The organism is Streptomyces sp. NPDC029466 (assembly GCF_055574515.1).
The window spans coordinates 156666-178172 of record NZ_JBVHZH010000009.1; the positions used below are offsets into that span (position 1 = coordinate 156666).

The following is a 21507-nucleotide window of genomic DNA, read 5'->3' on the forward strand; positions in this document are numbered from 1 at the left end:
GCAGTGGTGGCTGTGCAACGGTGTCTCAGGACCCGTCGTGGTCGTTGGCCTGCGACGGGGCGTCGCGGGTCATCTTCAGTGGACGCAGGGCCCAGTTGTGGTCTATGTCGCCCGCCCACTTGGACGTCGAGAAGTCCTCGCCGGTCTGCTGCGCGGCCTGGTCAATTTCCCGAAAGGCCTTGCGGGAATTGGTCGAGTTGGGGTCCCAGTCCGCGTCGTCGAACTGGGTGAATGCGTTGTCGTCGCGGACCTGCTTCCACGTCCGGTCCTTCAGCCGTTCCTCCGTCATGGTGGGGTCCCCCATCAGCAGCGCATTCGCCCCGACCTTCAAAGTCGTCGAAACGTACTGCTCCTGCTCGTGATAGAGACCGGCCGACAAATCAAGCCGGCGCGCGAATTCGTTGGCCTCATGGATGAGCAGGCGAACGCCCCAGCCCCAGCGTTCACAGAACGAATCCAAGACGGAACTCACGCCGGCGTGCCCGCTCTCCATGCCGGAAAGAGCCAGCTTGTCGAATCCCTGGCCGAGTTGGGCGTTGATGTCAAAGCCCAGTTCCTTCAGCTCCGCAATGGCGTCATGGATGCCCTTGGTGACCTGCTTCATGGCATTCGGGTCGAGCTCGTAGCCCTCGGCGGATGTCATGCCGCACCCCCGGACACGGGTGCTCCGGGCCCGCTTGCGGTGGGGCCCGGCTCGGCGAGGTCGATCGCCGCGGAGTCCGGCACGATGCCGCTGACCGGCGGAAACACCATCCCCTGCTCGCTTCCCGCGTCGAGCACCACGCCCGCCGGCCCCTCGATGGCGGGGATGACGACGTCCAGGAGACGTGCGCCGACGGCGCGGGCGTAGGGCAGCTCGGTGTCGGGAGCGGCGCCACGGGACGCCGCGAAGCGAGCCAGTTCCTGCTCGTCGGAGAAGGCATACAACCAGCGGATACCGGACAACTCTGCCGACATGAGGGAGTCGTTGATAAGCGGTACCAGGACCGGCGTCCGGCGGAACTCACCCACCAGTGCGGCCGGATTTGGATCTCCTGCGTGTGCTGCCGCTACTTCGTCGGCCAATGACATGACGGCTGGCTCCCTCCCCGGCTTCAGCTCAACTGTCGAACCAACTTTCGCATACGGCACTGACAATGCAGGCGATGACGCTCCGCCGGGAAACCGGCCACTGGTTTCTTTTGTATTCAATTAGTTTGGAGTGGGGTGGAGTTCGAAGAGCGGAAATGGCGGTGGCGCGCCCGGTGTGGTGACCGAGGCTGCTTGCCATGGGTGGCGCCTCAGGGAGGGCGGTCTCAACTCCGCGCGAGAGCAGCCGGGTTACGCCGTTGCGCCCTCTCCGCCCCGTGCGTCGGCAGAGTCCGGCCCGTGAGAGCCCCGCCCCCACCCCCACCGAAAGCGCGCCAATCGGCCCCGAATGGCCGGGATTCCAGCATTCCGGGGGGCTTCTTCCGGGTAGGGGGCGCGCTCTTGCAGCCGAGCGTGTAGCTTCCCGGGGACAAGCGGCCCGGCCGGGGGCTGCGCCGGGGCCCGCCGGAGCGGGGGAGGTTGCTCGATGGGCGTGCGGCTCATGGTGGTCGACGATCATCGTCTGCTCGCGGAGGCGCTCGCCTCGGCGCTGAAACTGCGCGGGCACCGGGTGCTGGCGGCGGCCGCGCCGAGTGCGGGGGCCGCGGACCTGGTGGTGAGCCGGGCGCCCGAGGTGTGCTTGCTGGGGACCGCCGCGCCGGCCCGGCCGGGGGCCTTCGATCCGGTCGTACGGATCAAGAAGGAGCGGCCGCAGGTCGCGGTGGTGGTGCTGGGGCCGGTGCCCAGCCCGCGGGGGATCGCTGCTGCTTTTGCCGCCGGGGCGTCGGGTTATGTCCGTAATGACGAGCGGATCGAGGGCGTGGAGCGCGCCATGATGAAGGCGCGGGCGGGGGAGTCGGCGGTGTCGCCGCAGTTGTTGCAGCAGGCCTTCGAGGAGTTGCTGCACCCCGCGGCGCAGCCGGACGACGAGGGGGCGCGGCTGCTGGAGCTGCTCACCCCGCGGGAGGTCGAGGTGCTGATGCGGGTCGCGGACGGGGAGGACACCCGGCTGATCGCGGCGGGGATGGATATCGCGCCCAGTACGGCGCGGACGCATGTCCAGCGGGTGTTGATGAAGCTGGAGGTGGGCTCCCGGCTGGAGGCCGCCGCGCTGGCGGCGCGTACGGGGCTGCTGGACCGGGCGGGTGGGCAGACCGCGCGCGCCACGGCGGTGGGACCGGGCGGACCGGGGGGATCGGACGCACCGGTGGGGCCGGACGCTTCGGTGGGGCCGGACGCCCCGGTGCCGCCGCCGGGGTAGCGGCCCTCAGCCCCGCGAGGGGCCGCCGCCCGCCTAACGGCCCCGGCCCTCCGCGCCCCTCTCGGCCCACTCCCCGGCAACAGCCCTCAGCCCTCAACCCCCGCCTCAGGACCGCCGCCCCCCTCCTCCCCCAGCTCCCCCGCCGTCGGCGGAACCGCCGGCCGCAGCGTTTGCCAGATGAGGAAGAACAGGCCGAGGGCGAGCATGCCCAGGCCCGTCCAGAGGTTGATGTTGATGTCCTGGGCCTTCTTCAGGTCCGCGTCGGTGGCCATCAGTCCGGCGATGGTGACGATCACGCCGTAGACGGTGAACAGGCCGCCGATGATGCGCCGTACGTCGAAGAGCCGCGCGGCGGTCGCCGATTCGCGCTCCAGTTCTTCGACCTCGTGCTGGTAGTCACTCATGGGTGTGTCAACTCCGCTGGTTCAGGCAGGTCAGAGGGAGAACGGGAGGTAGCAGAGGGCGGCGAGGACGACGGCGCCCCAGCCCAGCAGGGCGGGCCTGCGGTACCAGGCGTCGTCGCCCTCGGCCGGCAGCTCCGCCATGCCGGGGGACCTCGTGCCGTAGACCAGTCCGGCCAGCGACTCGGCGGACTTGGGCTGCGTGAACAGGGTGACCACGAACATCACGAGCGCGCCGACGACGAAGGCGACGATGGAGGACACGAAGTTGGCGCCCTGGTCGGAGGGGATCGCGATGATGCCCTGCTTGTAGAGCCAGAAGTAGTTGACCATCGCGGCCGCGGTGCCGGAGAGCAGGCCCCAGAAGCCGGCCGCGGCGCTGGTCCGCTTCCAGAACATGCCGATGATGAAGACGACGAACAGCGGCACGTTGAAGAAGGAGAAGAGGGTTTGGAGGTAGTTCATGATGTTGCTGAAGGATGAGGCGATGAAGGCGGTGCCCATGCCGATCAGCACGCCGACCGCGGTGACCACCCGGCCCGTCTTCAGGTAGTGCGCGTCATCGCGGCCCTTCTTCAGGTACGCCGCCCATATGTCGTTGGTGAAGACCGTGTTGAAGGACGAGACGTTGGCGGCCATGCCGGCCATGAAGGCGGCGAGCAGGCCGGTGACGGCGATGCCCAGGACGCCGTTGGGGAGCAGGTCCCGCATCAGCACCGGGATCGCGTCGTTGTACTGGAGCCCGTCCTTGGACTTGCCCAGCGTCGGCTCCATGACCAGCGCGATCAGGCCGGGGACGACCACCACCAGCGGGATGAAGATCTTGGGGAAGGCGGCGATCAGCGGGGTCCGCTTGGCGGCGGAGAGGTTCTTCGCGGACAGCGCGCGCTGCACCTCGGCGAAGTTGGTGGTCCAGTAGCCGAAGCTCATCACGAAGCCGAGGCCGAGCACGATGGTCAGCCAGTTCGCGCCGAGCGGGTTGGCCTCGCCGATGCCGGTGCCCTTCCAGGCGGTGAGGAAGGCGTCCCCGTGTGAAGAGGAGAGCGAGTCGGTCAGGCCGTCCCAGCCGCCGACGCGCTTGAGGCCGACGACGGTCAGCGGGATCAGCGCGGCCAGGATGACGAAGAACTGGAGTACCTCGTTGTAGATCGCCGAGGACAGGCCGCCGATGGTGATGTACGCGAGGACGAAGAAGCCGGCGACGACGATCGCGACCCACTGCGGCCAGCCGAGCAGCGCCTGGAGCACGATCGCCATGGCGTACAGGTTCACGCCCGCGATCAGTACGGAGGAGACGGCGAAGATGACCGAGGAGAGCAGGTGCGAGGAGGGGCCGAAGCGGTGCAGCAGGAACTCCGGCACCGAGCGGACCTTCGAGCCGTAGTAGAACGGCATCATCACCAGGCCGAGGAAGACCATCGCCGGGATGGCGCCGATCCAGTACCAGTGGACGGTGTAGGCCCCGTACTGCGCGCCGTTGGCGGCCATACCGAGGATCTCGGTGGCGCCGAGGTTGGCGGCGACGAACGCGAGACCGGTGACCCAGGCAGGCAGTGACCGCCCGGAGAGGAAGAAGTCCAGGCTCGTCTTCACGCTGCGTTTCGCCGCGAATCCGATGCCGAGGACGACGACGAAGTAGAGGGCCAGGATCGTGTAATCGAGCCCGTTGGTGGGGAGCCGTAGCCCCTCGGCCAAGGTGATCATGGTGGGAACTCGCTTCTCTGCGCGATCGGAATCCACAGAAAGCTACGCCCGGGCCTTCAGAAACTGAATACTTTTGTTTGGTTGAGTTGTTGATTCGTGATTGAGCTTGTCGATATGTCGCGAATGTCTGCGGTGGATCCGTGCTGTATCCCGTGCTGCGCCTGACATTGACGCCGCTGTTTAGTTGTGCTTCATTGTGTTTGTTTGTGTTTGGTCGGCGTGTGAGGAGCTCCGTGAAGAAGACGACGACCCGGCTGGCGGACGGCCGGGAGCTCATCTACTACGACCTGCGCGACGACGCGGTCCGCGGCGAGCGCGACCCCCGCCCCCTCGACCCCGTCGCCACCGCCGCCGAGATCCGCCACGACCGGCTCCTCGGCGACTCCGTCGCCATCGCCTCCCACCGTCAGGCCCGCACCTACCACCCGCCGGCCGACGAGTGCCCGCTGTGCCCCTCCCGGGGCGGCCGGCTCTCCGAGATCCCCGCCCCCGACTACGACGTCGCCGTCTTCGAGAACCGCTTCCCCTCTCTCGCCGGTGACAGCGGCCGCTGCGAGGTCGTCTGCTTCACCCCCGACCACGACGCCTCCTTCGCCGACCTCACCGAGGAGCAGGCCGCCCTGGTCCTGGAGGCCTGGACCGACCGCACTGCGGAACTCTCCCAACTCCCGGGCGTGGAACAGGTCTTCTGCTTCGAGAACCGCGGCGCGGAGATCGGCGTCACCCTCGGCCACCCGCACGGCCAGATCTACGCGTACCCCTTCGTCACCCCGCGCACCGCGCGCATGCTCACCTCGGTCGCCGCCCACCGCGCGGCCACCGGCGGCAACCTCTTCGACGACACGGTCGCCGACGAGCTGGCCGACGGCCGCCGGATCGTGCTGGAGGGCGAGCACTGGGTGGTCTTCGTCCCGTACGCCGCCCACTGGCCCTACGAGGTGCACCTCTACCCCAAGCGCCGGGTCCCCGACCTGCTCGCCCTCGACGACGCCGCGCGCACGGAATTCCCACGGATCTACCTGGAAGTCCTGCGGCGCTTCGACCGGATCTTCGCCGGGCGGGACGGTGGGGAAGAACGGGCCGGTGGGGAAGAAGGGGAGGGGGCGAGCCGCGGGCCCCGTGCGGCCGGCGCCGCCCGCACGCCGTACATCGCCGCCTGGCACCAGGCGCCGCTGCGCGCCGAGCACCGCGAGGATTTCGCGCTTCACCTCGAGCTTTTCACCATCCGCCGTACTTCCGGCAAGCTGAAGTTTCTCGCGGGTTCCGAATCCGGCATGAATGTGTTCATCAATGACGTGCCGCCGGAGGCCGCGGCCGACCGACTGCGAGAGGTAGCGAGCGAGTGAGCAAGAAGTACCTGGTCACCGGTGGTGCGGGATACGTCGGCAGCGTCGTCGCAGCACATCTGCTCCAGGCCGGTCACGAGGTGACCGTGCTGGACGACCTGTCCACCGGCCACCGCGAGGGCATCCCCGCCGGTGCCCATTTCATCGAGGGCCGCATCCAGGACGCGGCGAAGTGGCTCGACCCCTCCTACGACGCGGTGCTGCACTTCGCCGCCTTCTCCCAGGTGGGCGAGTCCGTCGTGCACCCCGAGAAGTACTGGCGCAACAACGTCGGCGGCACCATGGACCTGCTCGCCGCGATGCGTGACGCCGGCATCCGCACCCTCGTCTTCTCCTCCACCGCCGCCACCTACGGCGAGCCGGCGTCCACCCCGATCACCGAGTCCGCCGAGACCGCGCCCACCAGCCCGTACGGCGCCAGCAAGCTCGCCGTCGACCACATGATCAGCGGCGAGGCCGCCGCCCACGGTCTGGCCGCCGTCTCGCTGCGCTACTTCAATGTCGCCGGTGCCTACGGCAGCTGCGGTGAGCGCCACGACCCCGAGTCGCACCTGATCCCGCTGGTCCTCCAGGTCGCCCGGGGCAAGCGCGAGGCGATCTCCGTCTTCGGCGAGGACTACCCCACCCCCGACGGCACCTGCGTCCGCGACTACATCCACGTCGCCGACCTCGCCGAGGCCCACCTCCTCGCCCTCGACGCCGCCACCGCCGGTGAGCACCTCATCTGCAACCTCGGCAACGGCAACGGCTTCTCCGTCCGCGAGGTCATCGAGACCGTCCGCAAGGTCACCGGGCACCCCATCCCGGAGGTGGTCGCCCCGCGCCGCGGCGGCGACCCCGCCGTGCTGGTGGCCTCCGCGCAGACCGCCGTCGACCGCCTCGGCTGGCGGCCCGCCCGCGCCGACCTCGCCGGCATCGTCGCCGACGCCTGGGAGTTCGCGCAGCACCTCGACCGGACCAAGGAGTCCTGATGACCGCACACGGAACCGCCGTCCCGGCCACCGAGCGCCCGCACAGCGCTCAGCACACCGCCGCGCAGTTCGCCGCGGTGTACGGCGCCGCCCCCACGGGCACCTGGGCGGCGCCCGGCCGGGTCAACCTGATCGGTGAACACACCGATTACAACGACGGTTTCGTGATGCCGCTGGCCCTCCCGCACACCACTCTCGCCGCCGCCTCGGCCCGCACCGACGGGGTGCTGCGGCTGCACTCCGGCGGCGCCGACGGCGGCATCGTCGAGCTGCGCCTGGACGAGCTGCGCCCGGCGCCCATGGATACTGCGGCGCGAAGCGCCTCCACTCGGGGCGGCGGCGGGAGACGGGCGGGCGGCTGGGCGGCCTACCCGGCCGGCGTCGTCTGGGCGATGCGGGAGGCCGGTCTGCCGGTCGGCGGAGCGGATCTGCACTACGACAGCACGGTGCCCACCGGAGCCGGACTCTCCTCCTCCGCCGCCCTGGAGGTCGTCACCGCGCTCGCCCTCAACGACCTGTACGGGCTCGGCCAGGAGCCGCAGCGGCTGGCGCAGCTCGCCCAGCGGGCCGAGAACGCCTTCGTCGGGGTGCCCTGCGGGATCATGGACCAGACCGCCGCAGCCTGCTGCACCGCGGGCCACGCCCTGTTCCTGGACACCCGCGATCTCACCCGGCGCCAGGTCCCGTTCGACCTGGCGCGGGAGGGGCTGCGGCTCCTCGTGGTCGACACCCGGGTGAAGCACGAGCTGGGGGACGGCGCGTACGCGGAGCGGCGCGCCGGCTGCGAGCGTGGCGCGCGGGCGCTCGGGGTGCGTACCCTGCGCGAGGTGCCCTATGCGCATCTGTCCGAGGCGCTGGCCGGGCTGGCCGGCGACCCCGTCGTCCAGGCCCTCGTCCGGCACATCGTCACCGAGAACCACCGCGTTGAAGAAGTCATCGCCTGCCTCGACGCGGGCCGCACCCGCGCCATCGGCCCCCTGCTGACGGCCGGTCACGCCTCGCTCCGCGACGACTTCAAGATCTCCTGCCGGGAACTCGATCTCGCCGTCGACACCGCGCTGACGGCGGGCGCCCTCGGGGCCCGGATGACCGGCGGCGGCTTCGGCGGCTCGGCCATCGTGCTCGTCGAGGAGGCGGCTGCCGCGGCCGTCGGCGCGGCGGTCGGCGAGGCGTTCGCGGCGGCCGGCCATGCCGCCCCGCGGATCTTCGAGGCCGTCGCCAGTGCGGGGGCGCACCGCGTCGCGTAGGGCGCGCCGGACGGCGTGAAGCCGCCGGACACGCACCGAATGGCCCGGCCGGCGGAGCAGTTTCGCCAATCACCTTCCCTCGTCGCACCCCGTCCGTACGCTGGGAACCTGCACCGGTGGGGGCCGGTGCCGATCAGGGGGCGAGACCGTTCGGGTACGGCGCCCGGGGTGGGGTAGCCATGTCGGCACGGCGGCGGCCGTGCGGTGGAGGCGATCTTCAATCCGGGCGTCGTGCCCGCTATGGTCCGTTCACCGAGACAGGGGGTCTCTGTGCAACGCATCCGGGTTCTGGTGGTCGACGACCACCGCATCTTCGCCGAATCCCTGGCGGCCGCGCTCGCCGCGGAACAGGACGTGGACGTCGCGGCCGCGGGCAGCGCCCCCGCTGCCCTGCGCAATCTGGACCGCGCGGCCACCGACGGCCGCCGCTTCGACGTGCTGCTCGCCGACGCCGACCTCGCCGCGCCGCTGCTGGCGGTGCCCGCCCAGGGAGCGGTCCGCGACGCGGTGCCGCGCGCCGTGCCGCGGGACGGCATCGCGCTGGTCTCCGGCCTGCGCACCAGCCATCCGTATCTGCGCACCGTCGTCCTCGCCGACCGCGACGACCCGCGCCGCGCGGCCGCCGCCCTCCAGGCCGGGGCCTCCGGCTGGGTCGCCAAGGACTGCTCGCTGTCCCGGCTGCTCGCCGTCATCCGCGGGGTGCTGCGCGACGAGACGCATCTGCCGCCCGCGCTGCTGACCGGTGTCCTGCGGGAGCTGACGGCCGCCCGCAAGCACCGCTCCGAGAGCGAACGGCTGGTGGAGTCGCTGACTCCGCGCGAGCGTGAGGTGCTGCGCTGCATGGTGGCCGGTCTGGGCCGCAAGGCGGTCGCCGAGCGGCTGTTCCTCTCCCCGCACACGGTCCGTACCCATATGCAGAACGTGCTCGGCAAGCTCGGGGTGCACTCCACCCTCGCGGCGGTGGCCCTGGCCCGCCGGGCCGGGGTCGGCCCGGTCGAGCTGGAGACGGCGGCCGCGGCGTCGGTGCCGGTGCCGTGAGGCGACGGGACCCGCTCTACGGGCGGCCGCCCTGGGGGTGACCCCGCGTACCCCGGTCACACGCTCGGGGCAGCGGCCATCGCGCACGACGACGAGGTCAGGGCGGCCCGGGACGGGAACGCCGACCCGGCCGGGCCGGGCCGCGCCGCTCGCCTCTGAGCAGGTCGCCGACCGCCGCGATACCCGCGGTGAGGGCGCGTTCGCCGATATTGCCGAACCCCAGGACCAGCTGTGGCTCCGGTGCCGTCGGCGCGGTGCGGCAGGCGCGCATGCCGTAGAGGCCGACGGAGCGGGCGCGGGCGGCGGCGATGACGGTCTGCTCGTCGGCCGGTCCGCCGAGGTGCACGACGGCGTGGAAGCCGGCCGCCAGGCCGGTCACCCGGGCCTCGGGGGCGTGTGCGGCGAGCGCTGCCACCAGGGCGGTGCGCCGTGCGGCGTAGATCGTCCGCATCCGGCGCAGATGCCGGTCGAAGCGCCCGGACTCGATCATCCTCGCCAGGGCGAGCTGGTCGAGCGTGGGCGACCCGCGGTCGGTCAACTGCTTGTGTGCGGTGAGGTGTTCGGCGAGGGCGGGCGGGCAGAGCATCCAGCCGAGACGCAGCGCGGGCGCGAGGGACTTGCTGACGGTCCCCATGGAGATCACGCGGTCGGGGGCGAGTCCTTGCAGGGCGCCCACCGGCTCCCGGTCGTAGCGGAATTCGGCGTCGTAGTCGTCCTCGATGATCACGGCGTCCCGGTGCCTGGCCCACTCGATCAGGGCGAGCCGCCGCTCCGGGGACATGACGACACCGGTGGGCCACTGGTGCGCGGGGGTCACCACGACCGCACGGGCGCCGGTGGCGGCCAGGGCCCGTACGTCGATGCCGTGCGCGTCGACCGGCACGGGGACCGCCGACAGGCCGGCCCAGGACATGGTCGAGGAGACCGTGGCCGGTGAGCCGGGATCCTCGTACGCCGCCGTGTGGACACCGGTACGGGCCAGGGCCTGCAGGGCCAGACCGAGGCCCTGCGCGTAGCCGGAGCAGATGACGATCCGTTCGGGATCCGCCGCGGCGGCCCGTACGCGCCGCAGATATCCGGCGAGGACCTCGCGCAACGCCGCGCTGCCGCGCGGGTCGCCGTAGTCGAGCGCCGCCGTCGGCAGGGTGCGTGCCGCATCGCGGGTGGCCCACATCCAGTCGGACAGCGGGAAGGCGCTCAGGTCCGGGACGCCCCACCGGAAGTCGGCCAGCAGCTGTGGCGGCGCCGCGGCGGGTGGCGTGGGCGCGGCCGGTACGCCTGCGCCCGCCGCCACGCGCGTGGCGGCGCCCGGGCGGGCCACGAGGTAGCCCTCGGCCTGGAGCTGGGCGTAGCAGTCCTGCACCAGCCCTCGTGACAGCCCGAGTGTCCGGGCGAGTTCACGGGTGGACGGCAGCCGTTCGCCGACCCGCAGCCGCTGGGTGCGGATCGCGTCCCGTATCTGGCGTTCCAGCTGTGCGCGCAGTGGCCCGCCGCCGTCCCGGTCGATGTCCAACAACAGGTCGGGGGACAGACCGGACCATTCAAGAGGCATGGAATTGGAGCTTACTGGTGATCCGCTCGGACTCTAGCGTCGAGGCATGACGAAGACGACCAACTCCCCGTCGCAGGACGCCGGTTCGCGCCCGCCGCTGGTGACACCGCCGCTGCTGCTGCGGTTCGTGTCGATCATCGGTGCCTCGACGAGCTTCTTCCTCCTGCTGTCGGTCGTGCCGCTCTACGCCGAGACATCCGGTGGGGGCGGGAACGCGGCGGGCCCGGCGACGGGTGCCCTGATGCTGGCCACGGTCGTGGGTGAGCTGGCCACGCCCCGGTTGGTGGCCCGCTTCGGCTACCGCCCGGTGCTGGCGACGGGGCTGGTCCTGCTCGGGGCGCCCGCACTGGTGTTGACCGCCTCCGCGGACCTGGTGTGGATCGTGGCGGTCTGTCTGGTGCGCGGTCTGGGCTTCGCCTTCACGGTCGTCGCGGGTGGCGCGTTGACGGCGTCGCTGATCCCGCCGGAGCGTCGCGGGGAGGGGCTGGCGCTGGTCGGCATCGTGTCCGGGGTGCCGTCGCTGGTGGGGCTGCCGCTGGGGGTGTGGCTGGCCGGGCACGTGGGGTACGCACCGGTCTGCGCCGCCGGTGGCCTGGCCGCGCTGGCCGCGATCGTCTCGGTGCCGGGCCTGCCCGACCGGGAGCCGGCCTCGAAACAATCGGTCACCATGCTGTCCGGGCTCCGCACGGCGGCGCTGCTGCGGCCCGGTGTCGTCTTCGCGGCCACCGCGCTCGCCGCCGGCATCCTCGTCACCTTTCTCCCCCTGGCCGTGCCGTCGGCCTCCCTGGGACTCGTCTCCGTGGCGCTGTTCGCGCAGTCCACGGCGGCGACCGCGGCCCGCTGGGTCGCGGGCCGGCACAGCGACCGGCGCGGGCCGGCCGGACTCGTGCTGCCCGGCCTGGCCGCGGCGGCCGCGGGAACCCTGCTCACCGCGATGACCCACCGCCCCGTCGCCGTCATGGCCGGTGTGGCCCTGTTCGGGATCGGCTTCGGGGTCATCCAGAACGCCACCCTGACCCTCATGTACGCGCGGGTCTCCGCCGCCGGCTACGGCACGGTCAGCGCCCTGTGGAACTTCGCCTACGACGCGGGCATGGGCGTCGGCGCCCTCGGGTTCGGCGTACTCGCCGACGGCGTCGGCTACCCCCTGGCCTTCACCCTCACCGCCGCGCTGATGCTCACGGCGGTCGCCCCGGCCTGGCGCGACCGTCGGCAGGCGCACGGCTCGGGTGACGGGATGGGTCGTGCCTCAGCCGGGGGCGGCTGACGCGTGATCACACCCGGACCCCGCCCCGGACACACCCCCTAGGGCTCCGTCAGCACGGCCACCCCTCGTGCCCCCAGCGTGATCCGGTCGGTGGCGCCGGCCCCGGCCGTCCCGTGCGCCGCGAGCGCGTCCCGCAGCGGCGACGGCAGCCCGATCTCGACGGCCTCGGCCCCGTGGTTGAGCAGGAAGAGACAGCGGCCGCCGGTGCCCTCGCGGACGGTGGCCTGGACGCCCGGTGGCAGGCCCGGCAGTACGGGGCCGACCCCGGCCGCCGCGCGGACATCGTCCAGCAGAGTCCGCATCAGCGCCGGATCGGGCCGGGTGGCGACGTACCAGACCGTGCCGCGCCCGTAGGAGTGCCGGGTCACCGCGGGCCGGCCGGCCAGCTCCCCGTCCGTGAAGTGGGCGAGCGCCTCGGCCCCTTCCAGGTCGAGGGCCTCCGACCACAGGTCCGCCCGCCCCGTGTACTCCCCGTCGCCGACCGCCACCGACCGGCCCGCGTCCAGCGGCCAGAACTCCGCCACCCGCAGTCCCAGCAGCGCCCGCAGCGGCGCCGGGTAGCCGCCGGGGTGCACCCGGTCGTGCTCGTCGACGATGCCGGAGAAGAACGACACCAGCAGGTGCCCGCCGTCGCGTACATAGGCGGCCAGCCGCTCGGCGTCCGGTGTGGTCAGCAGATACAGGTTGGGGGCCACGACGAGCCGGTAGCCGGACAGGTCGCGCCGCGGCGGCAGCACGTCGCAGGCCACGCCCGCCTCGAACAGCGGCCGGTAGTGATCCAGCGCGATCCGGGAGTGGTCCAGCGCGGTCGACGGCTTGGAGTCCAGTTCCAGGGCCCACCAGCTGTGCCAGTCCGCCAGCAGCGCCACCCCGGCCCGCGACCGGGTCCCCTCGATGCCCGGCAGCGACGCCAATTCCCGCCCCAGTTCCGTCACTTCGCGGAAGATGCGGGTGTCGGTCCCGCCGTGCGGCAGCATCGCCGAGTGGAACTTCTCCGCGCCGCCCAGCGACTGCCGCCACTGGAAGAACAGCACCGCGTCCGCCCCCTGGGCGACGGCCTGCCAGCTCCACAGCCGCATCGCGCCGGGCGGCTTGGGGCCGTTGCGGGGCCGCCAGTTGACCGCGCCCGGCGCCTGTTCCAGCAGCATCCAGGGCTGCCCGGCGCGCGCCGAGCGCATCAGGTCGAAGACATAGCCGGCCCGGACGTGATCGTCGGGAACATAGGGGTCCTGGTAGAAGTCCAGCGCCATCGCGTCCATATGGGCCGACCAGGCGAAGGCATCGACCGGCTTGTGCTGCGGCATCAGATTGGTGGTGGCCGGAATCGACGGGGTGACCCGTTCCAGCACCTCCTTTTCGGCCAGATAGCAGGCGCGCAGCGCCTCGTCGCCGAAGCGCAGATAGTCCAGCTGCTGGGCGGGGTTGGGGAAGGTGGGCGCGGTGCGGGGCGGCAGCACCTCGTCGAAGCCGCCGTACGCCTGCGACCAGAAGGCCGTCGACCAGGCGGCGTTGAGCGCCTCGACGGTTCCGTACCGGACGCGCAGCCAGCGCCGGAAGTCCTCGGCGGACACCTCGCAGTAGCAGTGGCGGGTGTGGCAGCCGTACTCGTTGCCGATGTGCCACATGGTGAGCGCGGGGTGGTCGGCGTAGCGGGTGGCGAGCTGTTCGACGAGGCGTACGGCGTGGGTGCGGTAGACGGGGCTGGAGGGGCAGTAGTGCTGCCGGCCGCCGGGCCAGCGGCGCCGGCCGTCGGCGTCCTCGGGCAGGATCTCGGGGTGCGCGCGGGAGAGCCACGGGGGCGGTGAGGCGGTCATCGTCGCCAGACAGGCGGCGATCCCGGCGCCCGCCAGCCCGTCCATGACGCGGTCGAACCAGCCGAAGTCCCAGGACCCGGGCCGGGGTTCGACCTTGGCCCAGGAGAAGATCCCGACGGTGACCATGGTGACATGGGCCGCCTTCATCAGCTTCAGATCCTCGGCCCACACCTCCTCGGGCCACTGCTCGGGGTTGTAGTCGCCGCCGAAATGGATGCCCATGGATGCCCCTACGGATCGATGGATTCCCTACGGACCGAAGCCCGGCCGGGGTGCCGCCGCCCCGCCGCCGGCAGGCACGGCGCACGCCTCACGAGGAGTTCTTGTACACGCTCCAGCCGCCGTCGACGACGAGGCTCGCGCCGGTGACGAAGGACGCCTCGGGGGAGAGCAGAAAGGCGATGACCGCGGCGACCTCCTCGGGCCGCCCCAGCCGCCGCGCCGCCGTCTCCGCGGCGCTGGCCTGCCGCTCCTCCTCGCCGATGCCGTCCCAGGCCGCGGTCAGCACGGGACCCGGCAGCACGCTGTTCACCCGCACCTGTGGCCCGTATTCGACGGCCAGTTGACGGCCCAGACCGGTCAGTCCGGCCTTCGCCGCGGCGTAGGCGGGCCGCCCCGGCAGCCCGGCCAGGGCATGCACGGACGAGGTCAGCACCACCGCGCCGCCGCGCGCCCGCAGATCCGGCAGGGCGGCGCGTACGCCGAGGAACGAACCGGTGAGGTTGACCGCCAGCTGCCGGTCCCAGTCGGCGAGCGAGGTGTGCTCGGCGGCCGCCACCTGCGCCAGGAAGGCGTTGCTGACCAGCCCGTCCACCGGGCCGTAGCGTCGCCGCGCCGCCTCGACGGCGCGTCGCCAGTCGTCCTCGCCCGAGACATCGCAGTGCTCGTACGAGGCGTGGCCGCCGGCCGCCCGGATGCGCCGCGCGGTGCGTTCGCCGCGCGCGTCGTCGATGTCCAGCAGCAGCACCCCGGCGCCCTCGGCCGCCAGCCGGTCGGCGGTGGCCGCCCCGATCCCGGCGGCGGCCCCGGTCACCAGGACCGTACGGCCCTCGAACCGCCTGCCGTACGGGCCGTTCGGCGGATGCGATGCGCGCTGCTGGCTCATGGCGCGATCCAAGCCCACGGGGCGAGCGACGGGCAAGGGCACAGAGAGGGAGAGGGGCGCACGCGGATTCATGGGGCGCGCACCATCTTCTTTCGCGCTGCCAAATACGGTGCGCCAACGGGTCGTACGCCGGTGCGGGAAGCCTCTCCGGATGCGCCCGGGGCGGCCGCACCCCTGGGTCCCTAGGGCCTGTCGGCCCTAGCCGGGGGTGTTGTCGAACGGGCCGGTCAACTTCCGCAGCAGACCGGCCAGTTCACCGCGCTGCTGCCGGGAGAGCTCGGCGAGAATCGCGCGCTCCTGGATCAGCAGTCCGGCCAGCGACCGGTCGGCCTTGTCGCGGCCCTCCGCGGTCAGCCTGACCAGCACGCCGCGCCGGTCGCTGGGGTCGGGCAGCCGCTCGACGAGGTTCTTCTTGGCCAGCCGGTCGATGCGGTTGGTCATCGTCCCCGAGGTGACCAGCGTCTGGGTCAGCAGCGCCCCGGGGGAGAGCTGGTAGGGCGCCCCGGCGCGCCGCAGCGCGGTGAGCACATCGAACTCCCAGGGCTCCAGGCCCACCTCGGAAAAGGCGATACGGCGGGCCCGGTCAAGGTGTCTGGCCAGCCGGGAGACGCGGCTGAGGACCTCAAGCGGCTCCACGTCGAGGTCCGGGCGCTCGCGGCGCCATGCTGCGACCAGTCGGTCGACCTCGTCCTCCATGACGATCAGTGTAGAGGGTCTGTCGACATGAAGTCTCTTGACGTCGAGATATATTTCGCTGGACTATGGGCATCGTCGGCGGGGGCTCGGTTTCCAGCCGAGACGGCCCGAACCAGACCGTGCCAGCCCTGCATCGGCAAAGGGGTTTCGACCATGCACGACGCACCAACCTGGGATCCGCAGCAATACCTACGCCACTCCGGGCACCGTACCCGTCCGTTCCACGACCTGCTCAACCGGATACCCGACCTGCCCCGGCAGGACCGCACCGCCCGCATCGCCGACCTCGGCTGCGGCCCCGGCAACGTCACCGCCCAGCTCACCACCCGCTGGCCCGACGCGCACATCACCGGCTACGACAACTCCCCGGAGATGCTCAAAGAGGCCGAGGCCCACGCCGGCCCCACCCCGGGCGGCGGCCACCTCGACTTCGCCGACGCCGACGCCGCCGACTGGACGCCCGAGGAGACCTACGACCTGATCGTCTCCAACGCGGCCCTCCAATGGGTCCCCAACCACCCGGACTCCTTCGCCCGCTGGATCGAGGCCCTCGCCCCCGGCGGCACCTTCGCCTTCCAGGTCCCCGGCAACTTCACCTCACCCAGCCACGCCCTCCTCGGCGAACTCTGCGACGCCCCCCAGTGGCGCGAACGGCTCACCACCCACGGCCGCCGCTTCATCCACATCCTCGAACCGACCGACTACCTGGAGCGCCTCACCGACCTCGGCTGCACCGCCGACGTCTGGGAAACCACCTACGTCCAGCTCCTGGAGGGCGACGACCCGGTCCTCGACTGGGTCAAGGGCACCGCCCTGCGCCCCGTCCTCACCGCCCTGGAACACGACCCGGCCGCCCGCGAAGCCTTCCTCACCGAATACCGCGACGCCCTCCGCAAGGCCTACCCCACGGGCCGCCACGGCACGGTCTTCCCCTTCCGCCGCATCTTCGCCGTCGCCCGCAAGCCGTCCACCGCCTGACGCCCGCTGCCCACAGCCACCCCGCGATGCTCGCCCTCCGAGGTGACCCCACGCCGTGATCACCGGCCTCGACCCCATCCAGCGCGCCGCCCATGAGGGGGCACCTCCCGCTCAAGCGAAGTCTTGAGTGGGGGACGCCGGTCCGAGGCCGGTAAGGCCCCTCAATTCTTCCGATGCCCTATCAACCGAGGCTTCGCCTCCAAGTTGCCCAAGCCGTGCCAGGCGAGGTTGACGAGATGGGCCGCGACCTCGGCCTTCTTCGGTTTGCGGGTGTCGACCCACCACTGGCCGGTGAGGGCGACCATGCCGACCAGGGCCTGGGCGTAGAGGGGGGCGAGTTTCGGGTCGAAGCCGCGGGCCTTGAATTCCAGGCCCAGGATGTCCTCGACCTGGGTGGCGATATCGCTGATGAGGGAGGCGAAGGTGCCGGTCGACTGGGCGACGGGGGAGTCGCGGACCAGGATGCGGAAACCGTCGGTGAAGGTCTCGATGTAGTCGAGCAGCGCGAAAGCCGCCTGTTCGAGGAGTTCGCGGGGATGGCCGGCGGTCAGTGCGCCCGTCACCATGTCCAGCAGCTGCCGCATCTCGCGGTCCACCACCACCGCGTACAGGCCCTCCTTGCCGCCGAAGTGCTCGTAGACCACCGGCTTGGACACCCCGGCCTTCGCCGCGATCTCCTCCACCGAGGTGCCCTCGTAGCCCCGCTCGGCAAAGAGCGTGCGACCGATGTCCAGCAGCTGCTCCCGGCGCTCCGCTCCGGTCATCCGGACCCTGCGGGCCCGCCGCGTGCCCGCGGAGGAAGACTTGCTTTTGCTGCCGCTGGTACTGCTGTCGTCGATCGCCACCCGTCAATGATGCCTTCCCCGCTACCGCCGGGCGGCACCCCCGGCGGCCTTCTGCGCGCGTCGGGCATCGAGACGGGACGCGTCCGGCCACCGGACGTCATACGCCCAGCCCGCCTTCTCGAACCAGCGGATCAAGCGGGCGCTGGAGTCCAGCTGCCCCTTCATCACCCCGTGCCGGGCGCTGGTCGGGTCCGCGTGGTGCAGGTTGTGCCAGGACTCGCCGCACGAGAGGACGGCCAGCCACCAGACGTTCCCGGAGCGGTCGCGGGACTTGAAGGGGCGCTTGCCGACCGCGTGACAGATGGAGTTGATCGACCAGGTGACGTGGTGCAGCAGGGCCACCCGGACCAGGGAACCCCAGAAGAACGCGCTCAGCGCGCCCTGCCAGGACCAGGTCACCAGGCCGCCCACCAGCGGCGGGATCAGCAGCGACACCGCCGTCCACAGCACGAACTGGCGGGAGATCGTCCGGATCGCCGGGTCCTTGATCAGGTCCGGTGCGTACTTCTGCTGCGGCGTCTGCTCCTCATCGAACATCCAGCCGATGTGCGCCCACCACAGGCCCTTCATCAGGGCGGGCACCGTCTCGCCGAAGCGCCACGGCGAATGCGGGTCGCCCTCGGCGTCGGAGAACTTGTGGTGCTTGCGGTGATCCGCCACCCAGCGCACCAGCGGCCCCTCCACGGCCAGCGACCCCATGATCGCGAGCGCGATCCGCAGCGGCCGCTTCGCCTTGAACGAACCATGCGTGAAGTAACGGTGGAAGCCGATCGTGATGCCGTGGCAGCCGATGTAGTACATCGCCACCATCAGCGCCAGGTCGAGCCAGCTCACCCCCCAGCCCCAGGCCAGTGGCACCGCGGCCACCAGCGCCACGAACGGGACGGTGATGAACAGCAGGAGCGAGATCTGTTCGACCGACCTGCGCTGCTCGCCGCCGAGCGTCGCGGACGGTACCGGCGCACCGGCGGCCGCACCGACGGCGGAATCGGCGGGAATCGGGGGATCTTCTACGGCTTCAGGACCAGCGGTCATGGTGTCCCTCGTCGGGGGCTCGGGGGCACGGCTACGGCTACGGAACCGTAACCTACGGTCTCGTAAGTATGGCAGTGCCGCCGCCTCGGGCAAGGCCGTGACAGGCGCCACACCCGCCCGGCTGTGACGCAGTGCCCACCCTGCGGACGGTGTGATCTGCCGAGGCCGGGACAGACCTATCCTGGGGACGTCGGACAGCGCGGTCCGCAACCCGCCCGCATCAGACCTGCCCAACCCGTCGCCCGTCCCGACCCCACCCATGGGTCACGGGCGACGTCCCTGATCGCCGCAAGGAGCCGCACCAGTGAGCAGTGCCGACAACACTCCCGCCGAGATCGTGTCCATCGAAGGCCCCGAAGCCGGCCCGAGCGACAACGTCGCCCTGCGTGCCGACATCCGCCGCCTCGGTGATCTCCTCGGCGAGACCCTCGTCCGACAGGAGGGGCAGGAACTTCTCGACCTGGTCGAGCGGGTACGCGCCCTGACCCGTTCCGACGGCGAGGCCGCTGCCGGGCTCCTGGGCGACACCGACCTGGCCACCGCCGCCAAGCTGGTGCGCGCCTTCTCCACGTACTTCCACCTCGCGAACGTCACCGAGCAGGTCCACCGCGGCCGTGAGCTGGGCGCCCGGCGCGCCGCCGAGGGCAGCATCCTCGCCCGCACCGCCGACATGCTGAAGGACGCCGACCCCGAGCACCTGCGCGCGACCGCCGGCAACCTCGGCGTCCGCCCCGTCTTCACCGCGCACCCCACCGAGGCCGCCCGGCGCTCCGTCCTCACCAAGCTCCGCAAGGTCGCCGAGCTGCTGGACAGCCCCGAGGGCGAGCGCCGCCGCGCCGACCTCCGCCTCGCCGAGAACATCGACCTCATCTGGCAGACGGACGAGCTGCGGGTCGCCCGCCCCGAGCCCACCGACGAGGCCCGCAACGCCATCTACTACCTCGACGAGCTGGGCCGCGGCGCGGTCGGCGACGTCCTGGAGGACCTCGCCGCCGAGCTGGAGCGGGCCGGCACCGAGCTGCCCGCCGGCACCCGCCCGCTCACCTTCGGCACCTGGATCGGCGGCGACCGCGACGGCAACCCCAACGTCACCCCCCAGGTCACCTGGGACGTCCTGCTGCTCCAGCACGAGCACGGCATCACCGACGCGCTGGAGCACGTCGACGAGCTGCGCGGCGCGCTGTCCAACTCCATCCGCAACTGCGGCGCCACCGACGAGCTGCTGGCCTCCCTCCAGCGCGACCTCGAACTCCTCCCGGAGATCAGCCCGCGCTACAAGCGGCTGAACAGCGAGGAGCCCTACCGCCTCAAGGCCACCTGCATCCGGCAGAAGCTCCTCAACACCCGCGAGCGCCTGGCCGGCGACACCCCGCACGTCCCCGGCCGCGACTACCTCGGCACCACCGAGCTCCTCGACGACCTCGCGCTCATCCAGACCTCGCTGCGCGCACACCGCGGCGGCCTGGTCGCCGACGGCCGTCTGGAGCGCACCCTGCGCACCATCGCCGCCTTCGGCCTCCAGCTCGCCACCATGGACGTCCGCGAGCACGCCGACGCCCACCACCACGCCCTCGGGCAGCTCTTCGACCGCCTCGGCGAAGAATCCTGGCGCTACGTGGACATGCCGCGCGACTACCGCCGCAAGCTCCTCGCCAAGGAGCTGCGCTCGCGCCGTCCGCTGGCCCCCACCCCGGCCCCCCTCGACGAGGCCGGCGCCAAGACCCTCGGTGTCTTCCGCACCATCCTCAAGGCCAAGGACACCTTCGGCCCCGAGGTCATCGAGTCCTACATCATCTCCATGTGTGCCGGCTCCGACGACGTCTTCGCCGCCACCGTCCTCGCCCGCGAGGCCGGCCTGATCGACCTGCACGCCGGCTGGGCCAAGGTCGGCATCGTGCCGCTGCTGGAGACCACCGACGAGCTGAAGATCGCCGACCAGCTGCTCGACGAGATGCTCGCCGACCCCTCCTACCGGCGCCTGGTCGCCCTGCGCGGCGACGTCCAGGAGGTCATGCTCGGCTACTCCGACTCCTCCAAGTTCGGCGGCATCACCACCTCCCAGTGGGAGATCCACCGCGCCCAGCGCCTGCTGCGCGACGTCGCCCACCGGCACGGCGTACGGCTGCGCCTCTTCCACGGCCGCGGCGGCACCGTCGGCCGCGGCGGCGGCCCCTCGCACGACGCGATCCTCGCCCAGCCCTACGGCACCCTCGAAGGCGAGATCAAGGTCACCGAGCAGGGCGAGGTCATCTCCGACAAGTACCTGGTGCCCTCGCTGGCGCGGGAGAACCTGGAGCTGACGGTCGCCGCCACCCTCCAGGCCTCCGCCCTGCACACCGCCCCCCGGCAGTCCGACGAGGCGCTGGCCCGCTGGGACGCGGCCATGGAGCGGGTCTCCGACGCGGCCCACGGCGCCTACCGCCGCCTGGTCGAGGACCCGGACCTGCCCGCGTACTTCTTCGCCTCCACCCCCGTCGACCAGCTCGCCGAGCTCCACCTGGGCTCGCGCCCCTCGCGCCGCCCCGACTCCGGCGCGGGCCTCGACGGGCTGCGCGCCATCCCGTGGGTCTTCGGCTGGACCCAGTCCCGCCAGATCGTCCCCGGCTGGTTCGGCGTCGGCACCGGCCTCAAGGCCGCCCGCGAAGCCGGACTCGACAGCGTGCTGGACGAGATGCACGAGTACTGGCACTTCTTCCGCAACTTCCTGTCCAACGTCACCATGACGCTGGCCAAGACCGACCTGCGGATCGCCCAGCACTACGTCGACACCCTGGTCCCCGACAAGCTCAAGCATGTCTTCGACGTCATCAAGGCCGAGCACGAGCTCACCGTCGCCGAGGTCCTGCGCGTCACCGGCGAGAAGGAACTCCTCGACTCCAACCCGGTCCTGAAGCAGACCTTCCACATCCGCGACGCCTACCTGGACCCGATCTCCTACCTCCAGGTCTCGCTGCTGGACCGCCAGCGCAGCGCCGCCGAACGCGGTGAGGAGGCCGACCCGGTCCTCGCCCGCGCCCTGCTGCTGACCGTCAACGGCGTCGCCGCCGGACTGCGCAACACCGGCTGACCCGGCCCCGGCACCACATACGGCGGGGGGGGGGGGGGGGGGGGGGGGGGGGGGGGGGGGGGGGGGGGGGGGGGGGGGGGGGGGGGGGGGGGGGGGGGGGGGGGGGGGGGGG

General features: G+C 71.8%; 18 protein-coding genes. 8 read left to right on the plus strand and 10 right to left on the minus strand.

Translation table 11 applies throughout. From position 1 onward, the window contains the following. Positions 1-25: 25 nt before the first annotated feature. Together ACZ4XD_RS10725 and ACZ4XD_RS10730 are read right to left on the minus strand one after the other, a co-directional pair. Complete coding sequence (locus ACZ4XD_RS10725; protein ID WP_468040372.1) at positions 26-643, minus strand: hypothetical protein; 618 nt, start codon at positions 641-643, stop codon at positions 26-28. After that, entirely contained in the window at positions 640-1071 is a 432-nt protein-coding gene (locus ACZ4XD_RS10730) for an SseB family protein (protein ID WP_468040375.1), read from the minus strand. The genes ACZ4XD_RS10725 and ACZ4XD_RS10730 overlap by 4 nt, the downstream gene beginning before the upstream one ends. Positions 1072-1555: 484 nt before the next feature. On the opposite strand from ACZ4XD_RS10730, the gene ACZ4XD_RS10735 reads away from it, so the two are divergent. Further along, a complete protein-coding gene (locus ACZ4XD_RS10735; RefSeq protein ID WP_468040377.1) occupies positions 1556-2329 on the plus strand; it encodes a response regulator transcription factor in 774 nt (257 codons plus the stop codon). Positions 2330-2415: 86 nt separating this feature from the next. Here ACZ4XD_RS10735 and ACZ4XD_RS10740 read toward each other — a convergent pair whose 3' ends face one another. Continuing rightward, a complete protein-coding gene (locus ACZ4XD_RS10740) occupies positions 2416-2733 on the minus strand; it encodes a hypothetical protein (protein WP_468040380.1) in 318 nt (105 codons plus the stop codon). A 30-nt stretch (positions 2734-2763) separates the two neighbouring features. Continuing rightward, positions 2764-4434 carry a sodium:solute symporter family protein gene (locus ACZ4XD_RS10745; RefSeq protein WP_468040383.1) on the minus strand — a complete coding sequence of 557 codons (1671 nt, stop codon included), beginning with the start codon at positions 4432-4434 and terminating at the stop codon, positions 2764-2766. A gap of 233 nt (positions 4435-4667) precedes the next feature. On the opposite strand from ACZ4XD_RS10745, the gene galT reads away from it, so the two are divergent. The 4 genes from galT to ACZ4XD_RS10765 all read left to right on the plus strand — a co-directional run bounded on the left by galT (position 4668) and on the right by ACZ4XD_RS10765 (position 9036). After that, on the plus strand, positions 4668-5780 hold the full coding sequence (gene galT, locus ACZ4XD_RS10750) for a galactose-1-phosphate uridylyltransferase (RefSeq protein WP_468040385.1): 1113 nt from the start codon (positions 4668-4670) through the stop codon (positions 5778-5780). Next, complete coding sequence (gene galE / locus ACZ4XD_RS10755; RefSeq protein ID WP_468040388.1) at positions 5777-6751, plus strand: UDP-glucose 4-epimerase GalE; 975 nt, start codon at positions 5777-5779, stop codon at positions 6749-6751. The genes galT and galE overlap by 4 nt, the downstream gene beginning before the upstream one ends. Further along, positions 6751-7998 carry a galactokinase gene (gene galK / locus ACZ4XD_RS10760; protein WP_468040391.1) on the plus strand — a complete coding sequence of 416 codons (1248 nt, stop codon included), beginning with the start codon at positions 6751-6753 and terminating at the stop codon, positions 7996-7998. The genes galE and galK overlap by 1 nt, the downstream gene beginning before the upstream one ends. 270 nt (positions 7999-8268) lie before the next feature. Then, complete coding sequence (locus ACZ4XD_RS10765; protein ID WP_468040393.1) at positions 8269-9036, plus strand: LuxR C-terminal-related transcriptional regulator; 768 nt, start codon at positions 8269-8271, stop codon at positions 9034-9036. Between the two features lie 97 nt (positions 9037-9133). On the opposite strand, the gene pdxR is transcribed toward ACZ4XD_RS10765, so the two are convergent. Further along, positions 9134-10588 carry a MocR-like pyridoxine biosynthesis transcription factor PdxR gene (gene pdxR / locus ACZ4XD_RS10770; RefSeq protein WP_468040397.1) on the minus strand — a complete coding sequence of 485 codons (1455 nt, stop codon included), beginning with the start codon at positions 10586-10588 and terminating at the stop codon, positions 9134-9136. A gap of 46 nt (positions 10589-10634) precedes the next feature. On the opposite strand from pdxR, the gene ACZ4XD_RS10775 reads away from it, so the two are divergent. Further along, on the plus strand, positions 10635-11855 hold the full coding sequence (locus ACZ4XD_RS10775) for an MFS transporter (protein WP_468040401.1): 1221 nt from the start codon (positions 10635-10637) through the stop codon (positions 11853-11855). Between the two features lie 38 nt (positions 11856-11893). Here the strand turns inward: ACZ4XD_RS10775 and ACZ4XD_RS10780 are convergent, their stop codons facing one another. The 3 genes from ACZ4XD_RS10780 to ACZ4XD_RS10790 form a co-directional block, all read right to left on the minus strand. After that, positions 11894-13891, minus strand: a complete 1998-nt coding sequence (locus tag ACZ4XD_RS10780; RefSeq protein WP_468040404.1) for a beta-galactosidase — start codon at positions 13889-13891, stop codon at positions 11894-11896. 88 nt (positions 13892-13979) lie between these two features. After that, on the minus strand, positions 13980-14774 hold the full coding sequence (locus ACZ4XD_RS10785) for an SDR family NAD(P)-dependent oxidoreductase (protein WP_468040406.1): 795 nt from the start codon (positions 14772-14774) through the stop codon (positions 13980-13982). A gap of 198 nt (positions 14775-14972) precedes the next feature. Next, the gene (locus ACZ4XD_RS10790; RefSeq protein ID WP_085926438.1) at positions 14973-15470 is read right to left on the minus strand and encodes a MarR family winged helix-turn-helix transcriptional regulator; all 498 of its coding nucleotides are present in this window, start codon (positions 15468-15470) and stop codon (positions 14973-14975) included. Positions 15471-15623: 153 nt separating this feature from the next. Here ACZ4XD_RS10790 and ACZ4XD_RS10795 point away from each other — a divergent pair, with 153 nt between their 5' ends. Then, positions 15624-16448 (plus strand): trans-aconitate 2-methyltransferase, encoded by an 825-nt coding sequence (locus ACZ4XD_RS10795; protein WP_468040410.1) that lies wholly within the window; start codon positions 15624-15626, stop codon positions 16446-16448. A gap of 161 nt (positions 16449-16609) precedes the next feature. Here the strand turns inward: ACZ4XD_RS10795 and ACZ4XD_RS10800 are convergent, their stop codons facing one another. Together ACZ4XD_RS10800 and ACZ4XD_RS10805 are read right to left on the minus strand one after the other, a co-directional pair. Beyond that, positions 16610-17293, minus strand: a complete 684-nt coding sequence (locus tag ACZ4XD_RS10800) for a TetR/AcrR family transcriptional regulator (protein WP_018091063.1) — start codon at positions 17291-17293, stop codon at positions 16610-16612. Positions 17294-17314: 21 nt separating this feature from the next. Next, the gene (locus ACZ4XD_RS10805; protein ID WP_468040415.1) at positions 17315-18328 is read right to left on the minus strand and encodes an acyl-CoA desaturase; all 1014 of its coding nucleotides are present in this window, start codon (positions 18326-18328) and stop codon (positions 17315-17317) included. 304 nt (positions 18329-18632) lie between these two features. Here ACZ4XD_RS10805 and ppc point away from each other — a divergent pair, with 304 nt between their 5' ends. After that, positions 18633-21395, plus strand: coding sequence for a phosphoenolpyruvate carboxylase (ppc, locus tag ACZ4XD_RS10810; RefSeq protein ID WP_468040419.1), 2763 nt, complete (start codon positions 18633-18635; stop codon positions 21393-21395). The last annotated feature ends 112 nt before the right edge of the window (positions 21396-21507 follow it).